17 protein-coding genes are annotated in these 14,127 nt (G+C 72.4%); 9 read left to right on the top strand and 8 right to left on the bottom strand.

The window, feature by feature from the left end:
• Positions 1-47 precede the first annotated feature (47 nt).
• From AC0B9F_RS24220 to AC0B9F_RS24210, 3 genes are all read right to left on the bottom strand, one after another.
• On the bottom strand, positions 48-1,166 hold the full coding sequence (locus tag AC0B9F_RS24220) for a GNAT family N-acetyltransferase (RefSeq protein WP_472005946.1): 1,119 nt from the start codon (positions 1,164-1,166) through the stop codon (positions 48-50).
• A 149-nt stretch (positions 1,167-1,315) separates the two neighbouring features.
• Positions 1,316-1,729 (bottom strand): VOC family protein, encoded by a 414-nt coding sequence (locus AC0B9F_RS24215; RefSeq protein ID WP_472005944.1) that lies wholly within the window; start codon positions 1,727-1,729, stop codon positions 1,316-1,318.
• An 82-nt stretch (positions 1,730-1,811) separates the two neighbouring features.
• Positions 1,812-2,801 carry an arylamine N-acetyltransferase family protein gene (locus AC0B9F_RS24210; RefSeq protein WP_472005942.1) on the bottom strand — a complete coding sequence of 330 codons (990 nt, stop codon included), beginning with the start codon at positions 2,799-2,801 and terminating at the stop codon, positions 1,812-1,814.
• A gap of 209 nt (positions 2,802-3,010) precedes the next feature.
• On the opposite strand from AC0B9F_RS24210, the gene AC0B9F_RS24205 reads away from it, so the two are divergent.
• Positions 3,011-3,445 carry a hypothetical protein gene (locus AC0B9F_RS24205; RefSeq protein WP_472005940.1) on the top strand — a complete coding sequence of 145 codons (435 nt, stop codon included), beginning with the start codon at positions 3,011-3,013 and terminating at the stop codon, positions 3,443-3,445.
• A 55-nt stretch (positions 3,446-3,500) separates the two neighbouring features.
• Here AC0B9F_RS24205 and AC0B9F_RS24200 read toward each other — a convergent pair whose 3' ends face one another.
• The 3 genes from AC0B9F_RS24200 to AC0B9F_RS24190 form a co-directional block, all read right to left on the bottom strand.
• Entirely contained in the window at positions 3,501-3,953 is a 453-nt protein-coding gene (locus AC0B9F_RS24200) for an RpiB/LacA/LacB family sugar-phosphate isomerase (RefSeq protein ID WP_472005938.1), read from the bottom strand.
• A 149-nt stretch (positions 3,954-4,102) separates the two neighbouring features.
• On the bottom strand, positions 4,103-5,038 hold the full coding sequence (locus tag AC0B9F_RS24195; protein ID WP_472005936.1) for a M48 family metalloprotease: 936 nt from the start codon (positions 5,036-5,038) through the stop codon (positions 4,103-4,105).
• Positions 5,035-5,403, bottom strand: coding sequence for a BlaI/MecI/CopY family transcriptional regulator (locus AC0B9F_RS24190; RefSeq protein WP_472005934.1), 369 nt, complete (start codon positions 5,401-5,403; stop codon positions 5,035-5,037). The genes AC0B9F_RS24195 and AC0B9F_RS24190 overlap by 4 nt, the downstream gene beginning before the upstream one ends.
• A gap of 106 nt (positions 5,404-5,509) precedes the next feature.
• On the opposite strand from AC0B9F_RS24190, the gene AC0B9F_RS24185 reads away from it, so the two are divergent.
• The 5 genes from AC0B9F_RS24185 to AC0B9F_RS24165 all read left to right on the top strand — a co-directional run bounded on the left by AC0B9F_RS24185 (position 5,510) and on the right by AC0B9F_RS24165 (position 10,305).
• A complete protein-coding gene (locus AC0B9F_RS24185) occupies positions 5,510-6,178 on the top strand; it encodes a DedA family protein (protein ID WP_472005932.1) in 669 nt (222 codons plus the stop codon).
• A complete protein-coding gene (locus AC0B9F_RS24180) occupies positions 6,175-6,783 on the top strand; it encodes a phosphatase PAP2 family protein (protein WP_472005930.1) in 609 nt (202 codons plus the stop codon). Before AC0B9F_RS24185 ends, AC0B9F_RS24180 begins: the two co-directional genes overlap by 4 nt.
• The gene (locus tag AC0B9F_RS24175) at positions 6,780-7,553 is read left to right on the top strand and encodes a phosphatase PAP2 family protein (protein ID WP_472005928.1); all 774 of its coding nucleotides are present in this window, start codon (positions 6,780-6,782) and stop codon (positions 7,551-7,553) included. The genes AC0B9F_RS24180 and AC0B9F_RS24175 overlap by 4 nt, the downstream gene beginning before the upstream one ends.
• 788 nt (positions 7,554-8,341) lie before the next feature.
• Positions 8,342-9,637 carry a globin domain-containing protein gene (locus AC0B9F_RS24170; protein WP_472005926.1) on the top strand — a complete coding sequence of 432 codons (1,296 nt, stop codon included), beginning with the start codon at positions 8,342-8,344 and terminating at the stop codon, positions 9,635-9,637.
• Complete coding sequence (locus AC0B9F_RS24165; RefSeq protein ID WP_472005924.1) at positions 9,634-10,305, top strand: pyridoxamine 5'-phosphate oxidase family protein; 672 nt, start codon at positions 9,634-9,636, stop codon at positions 10,303-10,305. The genes AC0B9F_RS24170 and AC0B9F_RS24165 overlap by 4 nt, the downstream gene beginning before the upstream one ends.
• 167 nt (positions 10,306-10,472) lie before the next feature.
• Here AC0B9F_RS24165 and AC0B9F_RS24160 read toward each other — a convergent pair whose 3' ends face one another.
• Together AC0B9F_RS24160 and AC0B9F_RS24155 are read right to left on the bottom strand one after the other, a co-directional pair.
• Positions 10,473-11,027: a hypothetical protein gene (locus AC0B9F_RS24160; protein ID WP_472005922.1), complete on the bottom strand. Its 555-nt coding sequence runs from the start codon at positions 11,025-11,027 to the stop codon at positions 10,473-10,475.
• Between the two features lie 31 nt (positions 11,028-11,058).
• The gene (locus tag AC0B9F_RS24155) at positions 11,059-11,619 is read right to left on the bottom strand and encodes a hypothetical protein (protein WP_472005920.1); all 561 of its coding nucleotides are present in this window, start codon (positions 11,617-11,619) and stop codon (positions 11,059-11,061) included.
• 413 nt (positions 11,620-12,032) lie between these two features.
• Here AC0B9F_RS24155 and dhaK point away from each other — a divergent pair, with 413 nt between their 5' ends.
• From dhaK to AC0B9F_RS24140, 3 genes are read left to right on the top strand one after another with little or no spacing between them, the layout of a single operon-like run.
• Positions 12,033-13,025, top strand: a complete 993-nt coding sequence (gene dhaK, locus AC0B9F_RS24150) for a dihydroxyacetone kinase subunit DhaK (RefSeq protein WP_472005918.1) — start codon at positions 12,033-12,035, stop codon at positions 13,023-13,025.
• A 60-nt stretch (positions 13,026-13,085) separates the two neighbouring features.
• Positions 13,086-13,685, top strand: coding sequence for a dihydroxyacetone kinase subunit DhaL (gene dhaL / locus AC0B9F_RS24145; protein ID WP_472005916.1), 600 nt, complete (start codon positions 13,086-13,088; stop codon positions 13,683-13,685).
• Positions 13,678-14,088, top strand: coding sequence for a PTS-dependent dihydroxyacetone kinase phosphotransferase subunit DhaM (locus AC0B9F_RS24140; protein WP_472005914.1), 411 nt, complete (start codon positions 13,678-13,680; stop codon positions 14,086-14,088). Before dhaL ends, AC0B9F_RS24140 begins: the two co-directional genes overlap by 8 nt.
• Positions 14,089-14,127 lie beyond the last annotated feature (39 nt).

Below are 14,127 nucleotides of genomic sequence, written 5' to 3'. Positions count from 1 at the left end.
GAGGCCGGCGCCCTGCCCCGGGGCGCCGGCCTCCGGCACGGGTGCGGTCAGTGCGGGTCGGGCGCCGCCTTCCGGGTGCGCAGGGCGCCGACCGTCCTCAGCAGGCGGTCGGCCGGCTCGCGCAGCGCGGGATGGGCGAGCACCGTGTTGCGCAGCCCCCGCACCGGCCTGCGCACCACCCGGTGGGCCGCGGCGACCGGGTGGGCCCGGGTGGCGAAGCCCTCGGCGACCCGCAGCTCACGGGTCTTGAGCCAGTCCTTGTACTCCTTGTCGCCACGGCCCCAGTCGAGCAGCCGCACCCCCTCCCGGCGGGCCGCCTCGGCGAGGCGCAGGTGCATCATCAGGCCCGGCGAGTAGCGGTGGCAGCCGGGGTCGTACGCGGTGAACCAGGCCGCGAGCACCGTGCGGGAGCGCGGCCCGAAGTGCACCGCCACCGGCCGCTCACCGGCGTAGAGCACGGACATCACTCCGGTGAAGCAGGCCTCGCGGACCTGGAACAGATACTCCACCAGGTCGACGATCCACGGCCGGGAGAACCGGTCCATCCGGCCCGTCCTGCGGTACTGGGCGGACTTCCACCGCATGAGCGTGCGCAGCGCCTCGGGATCGCGCTCGTCGAACACGAAGCGGACCTCACCGACGTCACGGCCGAGCCGGCGCTCCTTCTTCAGGATCGTCTTCGCGTGCCCCGGGTAGGTGGCGCGCAGCCACTCGGGGTAGCTGTCGTCGCCGTGTTCCAGGTCGATCACCGGGGAGGCGAACGTGCCGGTGACCGATGGTTCGAACGGCTTCTGCTCCGCGACGAGGTGATCGAACTCGAAGCTGGCGAGTCCGCAGGCCCGCAGCAGGTCCTGGGTGTCCCAGGTGACCCCGGGCCGGTGCACCAGGGCCTGGCAGTCGGACAGGCCGAGCCCGATCGCCCGGCCGACGCCGAGGGCGGTGCGCTCGTGGGGGAAGAACCCCACCGGCTCCCCGCCCTCGTGCAGGACGGCCACCCGGACCCCGGCCCGGTACCTGCCGACGCCGATCGCGAACTCCGGGGCCAGGAAAGGGTTGGCGTACTCGGGTGACTCTTCCATCGCGCGGTGCCAGGCCCGTCTGAGGGACTGGGTCAGCTCGCCCGTTCTGTGGACCGTGATCTCCGCGGCGCTGCTGACGGATCGCATGCGATCGCTCCCCCATCCCCCCGTGACGCCGGCGGCCGCGAAGCGGACTTCTCGACCTTGCCCAAACGTCGCGGGAGCATGCGGACGTTGTCAAGGCTTTGTGGCGTAACGGGACAACTGGATTACGGGAGCGGCTCGGTGACGGCGGGTCAGCCCTCCGACTGGGCGATGTCGACCATCCAGGGCACGCCGAACCGGTCGGTGCACATGCCGAACACATCGCCCCACATCTGCTTCTCCAGCGGCATCGACACCGACGCGTCCGCGGACAGCTTCTCCCAGTAGCCGCGCAGCTCGCTCTCGTCGTCGCCGCTGATGCTCACGGAGAAGTTGTCGCCCGCCGTGCGCTGCATCTCGGGCGGGGTGTCGGCGCCCATGATCGTGAAGCCGGCGGGCGTCTCCAGCATGCCGTGCATGATCTTGTCGGCCTGTGCGGCGTCGGGGTGCCCGAAGTCGCCGTACGTGTTCACCGTCAGGGTGCCGCCGAAGACGTCCTTGTAGAACTCCAGCGCCTCCCGGGCGTCGCCGTTGAAGCTGAGGTAGGGGTTGAGACGCGAGGCCATGAGTACCTCCCCGAATCGGGTCATCGGTCAGTTGTCCGCAGACTAACGCCGGGCACTGACAACGGCCCCCCGGAAGAGTTGATCATGCCCGGGCCGGCAGGGTCAGGCCGTCCGGGACCGTGATGCCGAACCTCTCGTCGAGGACCCGGCGGGTCTCAGCCTCGTCCGCCAGCTCCCGCTCGGTGACCGTGCCGTCCGGGCGGGTCACGGTCAGCAGCCGCCCGACGAGGGACAAGTGGCCGCCGTCGGAGGTGAGCCGCTGCACGTAGAGCCGCTGGCTGAACGGCGAGCGCGGGTTGGTGGCGATGTGCCAGTTGATGACCTCGAAGTCGGGATGCTCGAAGGGCTCGACGGTGAAGGCGTACTGCGCTTCCCAGCCGTTCTCGGCGCCGTCCGGGATCCCGGCCTGCTCCAGGTCTCCGGTCCGCTCCGGGTCTCGGGTCCGCTCCGGGTCTCGGGTCCGCTCCGGGCCCCCGGCCCGCTCCGCTTCCCCGGTCTCCTCCGGGCCTCCCGCCTGCTCCCTGACCTCGGCCTTCCCCGGCCGGTGGGCTTCGAGCACCCACATCGGCAGGGGTCCGCCGTGCGGGACCTGGACCAGGCGGTGCCGGCGTCCGGCGTCGTGGAACTCGGTGCCGGCGGTGAGCGGCACGGCCTCCAGCAGGGCGCCGAGCGCCCCGAACCCGACATCGGCGAGGTACGGCCGCGGATCGTCCGGGATCTCGACCAGCAGGGCCATGTGCGTGCGGGGGCGGCTCTGCAGCCGGTCGGCGCCCACCACGACTCGGGCGGCCAGCCGCGTCACCCGGAAACCGAGTGCCTCCAGGGCGTGCGCGAACAGGGTGTTGTGCTCGTAGCAGTACCCGCCGCGCCGGCTGTGCAGCAGCTTCGCGGTGAGGTCGGCCATGTCGAGGGAGGGCGCGGTGCCGCCGAGGGGGTCCAGGTTCTCGAAGGGGATGGAGCGCATGTGGGCGAGGTGCACGCCCCGCAGGGTCGCGGCGTCGGGGCGGCGCTCTCCTTGCCGGCCGATGTGCTGGAGGTAGGTGTCGAGGTCGAACCGGGCGGTCTGGGGCATGCCCTCACCTTAGGGATGGCTCGCCGCCTCTGTCAGCGGTCTTCGGTCCGGCCTCCGGCTGCGACTTTCGCCCTGGTCCCGCCTCGCGAGACCCCGCCGTACGGGGCGCCGGGCGCATCGGTCACACTCGTGAGCCGAGATGCGTGTACGCACCACCGGGGCTCCGAGAGGTGCGTACGCGTGTGTGTACGACCCTTCGGAGACCTCGCATGAACGCAGTACCGGCCGCGGTGGCGGGCGCCGCCGTTTTCGTCTGGCTGGGCATGGTGCTGGCCATCTCGTTCCTGGAGGCGCCGCTGAAGTTCCGGGCGCCGGGCGTGACGCTCGCGCTGGGCCTGGGCATCGGCCGTATGGTCTTCCGCGCCCTGAACCTCGCCGAGGCGGTCCTGGCCGTCGCCGTCGTGGTGGCGGTCGCCCTGGGTTCGCCCAGCGCGTCGATCGTCACGCTCACCGCGGTGGCGGCGGTGCTGCTGGTGGTGCAGCTCGCGGCGGTCCGCCCGGTGCTCAACCGGCGCAGCGACCGGGTCCTGGCGGGCGAGGACGCACCGCGTTCGCGCGCCCACCTCGCGTACATCGGCTGCGAGCTGGTGAAGGTGATCGCCCTGGCGGCGCTGGGCGTGACGACGCTGGCCTCGCTCACCTGAGGCCGCACATCCGTCACCTGAGGCCGCACATCCGTCCGTCCCGGGCCGCCTGACGTCAGACGTCGCGTGCGGCGTCCAGGCGGCCGACGCGGGCCAGGTTCTCGCGGTCCTCGGGGTCGTCGCCTGCCTCGGCCGCGAACCAGGCGTCGAGGATCTCCTTCAGCAGCGGCTCGGACGTCAGGCGCAGGCTGAGCGCGAGCACGTTGGCGTCGTTCCAGCGACGGGCGCCGTCCGCGGTGTAGGCGTCGGTGCACAGGGCGGCCCGCACGCCGGGCACCTTGTTCGCGGCGATGGAGGCGCCGGTGCCGGTCCAGCAGCACACGACCGCCTGCTCGGCCCGCCCCTCGGCGACCTCCCGGGCGGCCCGCGCCGAGCACGCCGCCCACTGCGGGTCGTCGCCGGGCCGCAGCGCCCCGTACGCCACCACTTCGTGGCCGCGCCGGCCCAGCTCGGCGACCAGGGCCCGGGCCACGGGTTCGTCCATGTCCGAGGAAACGGTGATCCGCATGGTGCGGAGCCTACAGCGGCCGGGACCCACGGCACCGGGCCGAGTGACAGGGCGAGCCCGAGCCCGGTGACGGGGCGAGCCCGAGCCCGGTGACGGGGCGAGCGGCGGCTCGGCGGCGGGGCGGGCGGCGGCTCGGGCGGGAGCAGGTTTCAGGGGCCGGTCGCGTCGCCCTGGGCGATCTCGATGTCCTGGTGGACGCTGATCGCGCCGGTCGCGGCGGTGGTGCAGGACAGCAGCGCGCAGGCGGCCAGCAGGGCGGCGACCCAGGGGGTGCCGCGCGGGGGCCGTGCGGCGGGCGACAGCAGGGCGGCCACGCGGCGCGGTACGGGGCCGGAGGTGGCCGCGGGGGTCATCGCGGGCCGGGAGGTGTCCGCCGTGTGTGTGGCGAGGGCGGCGCGGGCGATGGCACGGGCGGTGAGGCGGCGGTCGCCGACGGCGGTGGCGGCGGCCTCGTCGGCGGCGCGCTCGGCGGCCAGCTGGATGGCCTCGCGGATGGCGCGCAGGGCGGGGTGGCAGTGGGCGGTCAGCTCGGCCGCCGCCAGGAAGTAGTGGTGGCCGCCCCCGTTGTGGGCTCGCTCGTGCGCGAAGAGCGCCTCGCGTTCGCGCGCGTCGAGGCTGCGCAGCATGGCGGTGGTGACGACGATGCGGTGCGGGCGGCCGGGCAGGGCGTACGCGTCGGGACGCGGGGAGTCGACGACGCACAGGTCACCCGCCGCGGGCCGGCGACCGGCCTCGACGCGCGCGGTGCGCAGACCGGCGACCTGTCGCAGCGCCGTGCGGACCAGGGCGAGCGCGGCGAGCGTGAGCAGGCCGGTGGCGAGGGCGGCCAGGGGCAGGACCAGGCGCGCGGAGGGCGTGTGCAGCGGGTGCACCAGTTCGCCCAGCGCGGCGAAGGCCGGGATTCTGAGCAGCCCGGTCAGCGCGAGCGTGCCGAGCGCCGCGACGGTGCCGGCCGCGAGCAGCAGCGCCGACACGGTCAGGGTCCACAGCGCCGCCGCGGGTGAGCAGCGGTCGAGGACCCTGCGGGCCGGTGCGGGCGCCGCCCAGGGCAGCAGCAGAGGGATCAGCAGCAGGACGAACCTCACGGGCCCTCCTCCAGCAGTCGGCGCAGGACCTCCTCGTCGCCCGGGCTGAGCTGGGCGACGAAGCGCGCCAGGACCGTCTCCCTGTCACTGCCGCGGTCGAGTTCGCTGTGCATGCGCAGGGCGGTCAGGCCGTGCGGGTCCTGCACGGGGCGGTAGGCGTAGCCGCGGCCCTGCCGCTGCCGTTGCAGGGTGCCCTTCTCGTGCAGCCGGGAGAGGATCGTCGTCACGGTCGTGCGGGCCAGGCCGGAGGCGAGTTCGGCCTGCACCTGGGCCGGGGTCAGCGGCGTGCCCGCGGCCCACAGCGCGGCCATCACGGCGGACTCCAGCTCGCCCGCCGGCCGGCGTTCGTCCTTCTCGGCGCTCATGGAACGATCCTCACCCCGCGATCGTCTACAGTGTCGTAGACCGTCTACGTGATTGTAGACGATCGGGTGCCGTGCATCCGGTGGCCGGACAGAAAGGACTCATGCGATGACCACACCCGTGGTTCTATCGTCGCAGCTCGCGGTGAACCCGCTCGACGCCGGTTCGCTGCTGGCCGCTTTCGGCGTCCTCGGCGTCGGCGTGGTGATGTTCGCCGAGACGGGGCTGCTGATCGGCTTCTTCCTGCCGGGCGACTCCCTGCTGTTCACGGCCGGCCTGCTGTGCACCGGCACGGGGCAGCACGGCATCCGGCTGTCGCTCGGGCCCCTGCTGGCCGCCGCGGCGCTGGGCGCGCTGGCCGGCGCGCAGTGCGGCTATCTGATCGGGCGCCGCGCGGGCGGTCCCCTGCTCGCCCGCAGCCGTTCGGCGCGGCTGCACGAGGGCGCGCGCAGAGCCGAGGAACTGCTCGCGCGCTACGGGTACGCGAAGGCGATCGTCCTGGCGAGATTCGTCCCGGTGGTGCGGACGGTGCTCAATCCGCTCGCCGGTGCGCTGGAGGTCCCCGCCCGGGTGTTCACCCTCTGGCAGATGGTCGGCGGCCTGGTGTGGAGCGTCGGCCTGACCCTGGCGGGATACGCGCTCGGCTCCTCGGTCCCGAACGTGGACCGCTATCTGCTGCCACTGGTCGCACTGATCGTGGTGCTTTCCCTGATCCCGCTCGCCCGCGAGCTGTACCGCGGCCGCAGGCGCGCCAAAACCGAGGAGGTCCACGGATGACTCTCGCGTTCACCGGAGCGTCGATCGACGGCTCCGCCTACCGGGACGTGGTGGACCTCGCGCGGCACTCGCCGGGGTGGCTGGACACCACGATCAAGGTGTGGTCGGCGTACGGTCTGGCGGTGTTCGCCCTGCTCATGGTCCTGGTCTGGTGGCGGGCCCGGCGCGCCGGGGCCGCGACGGCGGTGACGGCGCTGGCCGTGCCGGTGGTCGTGGTCCTGGCGTACGTGGTGAACGACGTGCTGAAGATGTTCGTGCACGAGGACCGGCCCTGCCAGACCCTTCAGGTGCGCACCCTGGAGGCGTGCCCGGCGCACGGTGACTGGTCGTTCCCCAGCAACCACGCGGCGATCGCCGCGGCGGCCGCCGTGGCGCTGCTGCTCCTCTCGCGGCGGCTGGGCGCGCTCGCCTGCCTGGCGGCCGTGGCGATGGCCGCCTCGCGGGTCTGGGTGGGCGTGCACTATCCGCACGACGTGCTGGCCGGAGTGGCCGTGGGCGGACTCGTCGCGCTCGCGTCGATGCTGCTGCTGCGGCGCCGCTCGGAGGCGCTGGCCCAGCGGCTGACGGCGACGGCTCCGCTGCGTGCGCTGCTGTCCACCTCGTGAACGCCGAGGGCGGCGCCACCAAGGCGAAGGGGCCGAGCGGGCGACGGCGGGACGTCGCCGACCTCGCGGGGAGCGCCGGTCTCGGCGCGTGGGCGGCGTTCACCGTCCTGGCCCTGATCGTCACCGGCCGGGCCGGTGCGCCGCTCTGGCTCGACGACAGGTTCCTCATATGGTCCGTCGGCCATCGCCCGGAGGAGGCCGTGGCGCTGGCCCGGGGAGTGACCGCGACCGGCACCGGAGTGGTCCCCTACCTCCTCGCCGCACTGGCCGGCGCCGTCGCGGGACGCACGCCACGGACCCGGCTGCTCGCCGCCGCCGTCGGTCTGGCCTGCCTGGGCGCGGGTCAGCTGGTGCGCTACGGCGTGATGGAGCTGGTCCACCGCTCCCGCCCGCCCGAGGCCGACTGGACGGCGCACGCGAGCGGCTGGGCCTTCCCCTCCGGGCACACCACGACCGCCACCGTGACCGCAGGAGTGCTCACCGTCGCGCTCACGCTGCGCGCCCCACGCGGGGGCACCGTGCTGCGGATCGCCGTGTGCGGCTGGGCCCTGCTGGTCGGAGCGACCCGGGTCTACCTCGGCGTGCACTGGTTCACGGACGTGCTCGGCGGATGGCTGTTCGCCGCCGGCTGGCTGGGCGCCTGCCTGTGCACGGCCGCCCACCTGCTGCCCCCATCGTTCCTCACCGGCCGCACCGCCCCGGCGCGGGAACCGGGACAGCCCCCCGCGCCCCCCGACCCCGGCCCGCGCGGACGGTCGGACACCGCCTGAGGTCCAGCCGCATGAGCCCTCGTACCGCCCGTTCCTGGCGGTGAGCGACGGCCGGCGGCACATCGGCGGTGCACGGGCCGCCGGACCCCGGGTCTGCATGACCTCGCGGCGAGCGTTCGGGGTTGCTCCGGTGAACCCGGGCCGGACTTCCAGCCAGGCCGGTGAACGGCGGGCCAACTCCTACTGCCCGGTAACCCGTTGAATCCGCCCAACAGACTCCCCGAACACATGTCGGGCGGCCTCTGACGTTAGGGTGACGGGCGCCTGACGGTTGACCATCACAGGCGGCCGGGCTGTCGGCAAAGGATCTGTTCGCACACGTACAGGAGTTTTCGGCAGTTTCGGTCCAGCGCCCGACAACGACGTCGCCCTGCTCCTGCCGAGCGCGCCGACGCGGTGAGAGAAAGGTACGTGTGTTCCATGTACAGCGCTCGCCAGCGCACTGATATCACGCATGTCGCGCCCAAACCGCACCGTGACGAAGCCCATGCCGCGAGCCGTCACCTGCCGCGCCCGCCGTCCACGACCCGGACCGAGTCCGGTCGGCCTCGCCCGGCGTCGGGCGCGGGCCGGGGGGTCTTCGGCGACTCGTCCGGGCCGGGCGCCGTCCTCTCCGCGTGGAAACGAGCGAGCGGCCTGGGTGGGCGAGTCCGGCCTGGCGTGATGCGGCCTGAGCCGACGTGTCGTGCGCTCATCGCGGAGGTGGACGAGGGGTTCTGTCTTCACTCCGGCGGCGCGGTCGCGGCGGGACACGCCTGGGATCAACGGTGATGGGCAGATTCGGATCCATGCAACACACCTGGAACACAGATACGCCGCCGGGACCGGCACATGGATGGAGCGAGGCCACCCCGCCCGGGTTCGTCCCCACCACGGCGGCCCATCACAGCGCAGCCGCCCAGCCTCCCGTCAGCGCTGAGGACGTTGCACTGGTACGGGCCGGCCTGGCGGTCGTCGCTCCCCACGTCACCGAGCTGGCTACGTACTTCTACGACCTCCTCTTCGCCCGTTACCCGCAGGTCAGGGGCTTGTTCCCGGCCGAACTCGACGTCCAGCGGGATCGACTGGTGCGCGGCCTGTTGCGCATCGTGGAACTGGTCGACGATCCCCCCAGTCTCGTGGCGTTCTGCTCGCGCCTGGGTCGTGGGCACCGCAAGTTCGGCACGCAAAGCGCTCATTACCCGGCCGTCGGCGAATGCCTGCTGCTGGCGCTCTCCCGCTACGCGGGACCGGCCTGGAGTCCGGAGCTGGCGGGGGCATGGCAGCGTGCCTACACCGCTGCCGCGAGCGTCATGGCACAGGCCGCCGAGGAGGACGCACGCCACCGGCCGGCCGTGTGGCAGGCACACATCGTCGAGCACGTGCACCGCGGACCCGGGATCGCTGAGATCACCGTCCAGCCGCAGCTGCCCTACCCCTTCGTGGCGGGCCAGTATGTGAGCGTCGAGACGCCCTGGGCGCCGAGACTGTGGCGGCAGTACTCCCCCGCGCACGCCCCACGGTCCGATTCCCGGCTGACCTTCCACGTTCGCGCCGTGGCCGGAGGCAAGGTCAGCAACGCACTGGTCCATCACGCGCGTCCGGGAGACCCCGTGCGGCTGGGCCCGCCGGAAGGCGACATGGTGCTGCGGCCGACCGCTGGGCGGGACCTGCTCTTCGTGGCCGGCGGAACCGGCCTCGCTCCGATGCGCGCCCTGATCGAGCAGGCGGCCCAGGACGGCATCGGCAAGGCCCAGGAGGTCAGTCTGTTCATCGGTGCCAGGACCGCGGACGAACTGTACGGGCTCGACGACATGCTGCGCATGTCCCAGCGCTACCACTGGCTCCGCGTCCGGGCCGCGGTCTCCCACCAGCGCATCGTGGGCCTGGAGGGCACGCTGCCCGAGGTACTGGCGGAATTCGGCCCCTGGTACCGGCACGAGGCGTACCTGTGCGGCCCACCGCAGATGCTCAGCGAAGCCGTACAGGCCCTGCGGCGTCACGGTGTCCCGCCGCACCACATCCATTACGACCCCTGGGACGTCCCCGTCCTGACCGCCCCGCTGGGGCCGCCCCCGCGCGAAGAGGAGACCGACCAGCTGTGAACGGCCCCGAGACGACCGGCTCACTCGGTGAACGGCTGCTGCAGCAGCAACTCGGCACCACTGACCGGGCGGCCGACTTCTACGACCGCCAGGTACACCCCTACCTGACGCCCGCCATGCGGGAGTTCATAGCCCGGCAGAACATGGTGTTCCTGTCGACCGCGGACTCCCGGGGAGCCTGCGACACCAGCTTCCGCTCCGGGCCGCCGGGGTTCTGCGTCTCCCTCGACGACCGCACTCTGACCTACCCCGAATACCGGGGCAACGGCGTGCTGGCCAGCGCGGGCAACATGACCGAAAACCCCCACCTCGGCATGCTGTTCATGGATTTCACCCATGACCATATAGGGCTCCACGTCAATGGCACCGTACGGCTGTACACCGATCAGGAACTCCGTACGTGGTACCCGCATCTGCCGACGGACGCGGCGCCCGGTCGCCAACCCCAGCTGTGGGTCCATCTGACCGTCGACGAGGCCTACATCCACTGCTCCAAGTACATCCCCCACCTGGAGCCGGCCCCGCGCCCCCGTCCGGCGGCGGACCGCCAGCGGCCCAAGGACAGCGCCTACTTCACGGGGCCGGATCCTGCTGAGCAGGCACCGGAGGCGGAGGACGACACCGCGGGCCGCCCTTCCTGGCGGCATCGCTTGCGGCTCCGCCACTGAGTCCGTCAGCTCGCCGACCCTCCGACCCGGCCTCCTGACCGGGATCCGCCACGGGGCGGATGTCCGCCGGGTCCTTCCGAACCGTGACGCGCCGAAGCGCCCGAACGGGGCCCGGGACGCTCCGGTGCGGTCGCGGTTCCTTGCGGGGCCGGTAGTCGGTGGTGCTCCTACGTGCTGAGCAGCCGGTTGAAGAAGGAACGGTAGCGGCGCAGCGCTCCGCGCAGTTCTTCGGTGTCGACCTGCTCACCCTGGCCCCACTGGGCCTCCAGGTCCCTCTTGTGCTGGGCAAAGGTGGAGGCCAGGGTTTGCATGACGTCCGCAACCAGTGTGTCCGCCTGCTGCACGGCCTCGCGGGGGTCGTCGACGAACCTGTTCTGAATGTCCTGCCAGCGGTCGCGGAAGCCATGCTCCTCGTCGTCCGTCAGCAGTTGCGGCGCCTCGTCGGCGGAGGCGCCGGAAGTCTTCGAGGCACCCGAGGCGCCGGCGACCCCCGAACCGTCCGAGGCGTCGGCGGCCCCTGATGTTCCGGCTTCCTGCTGGGCCTGGGTCTGCGTCGCGCCGGCGGCGCGCTCGCCACCCTCCCCCTCTGCCGCCGTCGCCGGGGTGGCCTCACCCGGATACAGGGGGGCTTCAGCGGGTGTTCCCGTTCCGGCGCCGGCCGGGGCGGCCAGGTCGTCGGTGGACAGACCGGCTGTGCGGTTCGATTCCTCGTTGCTGTGCATGGCGGTTTCTCCCTGCGGGGTTGTGATCGCGTCAGGAGCGGGAGGGCTGCGCTCGACCGCCGCCGTCGGAGAGCAGTTCGTCGAACAGTGCGCGGTAGTGCACCATGGCACCGCGCAGTTGCTCGGTCGTGGCCTGCGTACGCGTGGTCAGGGTCTCGACCTCGTGGGCGGCCCGGTAGTGCTCGAGCGTGGAGCCATGCTCCACCGACAGGTCCTTCATCTGCTGCTCGAATCCCTCGGTCGGATACCCGCGCTCGTGCATCAGGGAGGCCACCAGCCGGTCGGCGTCGTGCACCGCCTGCTCCGGCCGGTCGACGAACTCCTCCTGGACACTGGTCCACTCACGCGTGTAACGATCCTGGGAGACCGGGGGCAGCGGCTTGATCTCCAGTGAGTCGTGCCGCCGTTCACGAGCCCTCAGCTCACGCTCGGCGGCGTACCTGCTGTCGGCGTCCTGGACTGTCCGGTCGTACTCCGGGCCGAAGCGCTCACGGAGGTGACGGCGCCGCATCAGCATCGAGGCCGCCACCGCGGCCAACGCGATCACCACGACGACAGGAATGATGATCGCCAGAAGCGTTCCCGTTGACATGGGCACACTCTCCCCACGGAGTAGTGATACACATACGCCAGATGTGCCCATTTTAGGCCTTTATCCTTTCCTGGTCATCGGCGTGGACGCCTTCGGGTGCCGGGCGCGCGGCACCCCGGACCCAAGGACGAGGAGGTGGCCGCCCGGCGCCCCGACCGGTCACAGCAGGCCGTTCCCGTGACCTTCCCGGCCGCAAGGTCGATACTTCCGGTATCGGCGTGTGAAGCGATCCAGCAACGACGACGACAGGCACCTGACGATCCGTCACCGAAGTCGGCACCAGGTCGGCATCAGCACCGCGGGAGCCCGACCGGCGCCACCACCGACCGCCAAGATCAATAACTGGCCATACTCAACCCGACCTGGGAAAATACGGTCGAGGGCCCACCTGCCCATCTCACCGGGAGGCACCCATGAAGATGCTGATCAACGTCCCCGAGACCGTCGTCGCCGATGCGCTGCGGGGAATCGCGGCCGCCCATCCGGAGCTGACCGTCGATGTCGAGAACCGGGTGATCGTGCGGCGGGACGCCCCCGTGACGGGCAAGGTCGCGCTGATCTCCGGCGGGGGCTCGGGACACGAGCCGCTGCACGGGGGTTTCGTCGGTCCGGGCATGCTGTCGGCGGCCTGTCCGGGTGAGGTGTTCACCTCTCCGGTGCCCGACCAGATGCTGCGCGCCGCGGCGGCCGTGGACAGCGGCGCCGGCGTGCTGTTCGTCGTGAAGAACTACACCGGCGACGTCCTCAACTTCGACATGGCGGCCGAGATGGCCGAGGACGAGGGCATCCAGGTCGCGAAGGTGCTGGTCAACGATGACGTGGCGGTCACCGACAGCCTCTACACGGCCGGCCGCCGCGGTACCGGGGCGACGCTGTTCGTGGAGAAGATCGCCGGCGCCGCCGCCGACGAGGGGCAGCCGCTGGAGCGCGTGGAGGCGATCGCGCGGCAGGTCAACGAGAACGCGCGCAGCTTCGGCGTGGCCCTGAGCGCCTGCACCACTCCGGCCAAGGGCAGCCCGACCTTCGACCTTCCGCCGGGCGAGCTGGAGTTGGGCATCGGCATCCACGGCGAGCCGGGGCGGGAGCGGCGGGCGATGATGACCTCCGGGGAGATCGCCGACTTCGCGGTCAACGCCATCCTCGAGGACATGAACCCGCGCAACCCCGTCCTGGCCCTGGTCAACGGCATGGGCGCCACCCCGCTGCTGGAGCTGTACGGCTTCAACGCCGAGGTGCAGCGCGTGCTCGCCGCGCGGGGCGTGGCCGTCGCCCGCACCCTGGTCGGCAACTACGTGACCTCGCTGGACATGGCGGGCGCCTCGGTGACCCTGTGCCAGGTCGACGAGGAACTGCTGCGGCTGTGGGACGCGCCGGTGAGCACGCCGGGGCTGCGCTGGGGCATGTGACACGGTGATCATCAGGTGAGTGACATCCCTGGCCGCATCCCTACCACGCAAGGAGATCACGTGCTCGACGCCGACTTCTTCCGCCGCTGGCTGACCGCGGCCGCCGCGTCCGTGAACCGCGAGGCCGAACACCTCACCACGCTCGACTCGGCCATCGGGGACGCCGACCACGGCAGCAACATGCAGCGCGGACTGACCGCCGTGACCGCCGCGCTGCGGGAGGAGGCGCCCGACACGCCCGGCGCGGTGCTGATGCTGGCGGCGAAGCAGCTGATCTCGAAGGTCGGCGGCGCGTCCGGGCCCCTGTACGGCACCCTGCTGCGCCGTACCGGAAAGACGCTCGGCGACGCCGCCGAGGTCAGCGAGGAGCAGTTCGCGCAGGCGCTGCGCGCCGGGGTGGACGCGGTCATGGCGCTGGGCGGCGCCGCTCCCGGAGACAAGACCATGATCGACGCGCTGCTCCCGGCGGTCGACGCGCTCGGTGACGGCTTCGCCGCGGCCCGCGCCGCCGCCGAGCAGGGCGCACAGGCCACCACGCCGTTGCAGGCGCGCAAGGGCCGGGCCAGTTATCTCGGCGAACGCAGCATCGGACACCAGGATCCGGGGGCGACCTCGTCGGCCCTGCTGATCGCGGCCCTCGCGGAGGCACACGGTGAGTGACGACAAGCTGGTCGGGATCGTGCTCGTGTCCCACAGCGCCGACGTGGCGGAGTCGGTGGCCAAGCTGGCGAAGGCGCTGTCCGGGGGCGGCGCGGCGGTGCCGGTCGCCCCGGCCGGTGGTACCGAGGGCGGCAGCCTGGGCACCAGCGCGGAGCTGATCGCCGCCGCGGCCGCTTCCGTGGACCGGGGTGCCGGGGTCGCCGTCCTCACCGACCTCGGCAGCGCCGTGCTGACCGTGAAGGCGCTCCTCGCGGAGGGCGACGAACTTCCCGAGGGCTCCCGTCTGGTGGACGCGCCGTTCGTCGAGGGTGCGGTCGCCGCGGTCGTCACGGCGGCCACGGGCGCCGGCCTCGACGCGGTGGAGGCGGCGGCGAAGGAGGCGTACGACTACCGGAAGGTGTGAGCCCGGCCGTGGCACCGGTGCACCCTGCGGCCACGCGGG

Source organism: Streptomyces sp. NPDC097129 (assembly GCF_055668065.1).
The sequence above is the reverse complement of the archived record's forward strand: the minus strand, read 5'-3'. Positions and strand labels throughout refer to the sequence as shown.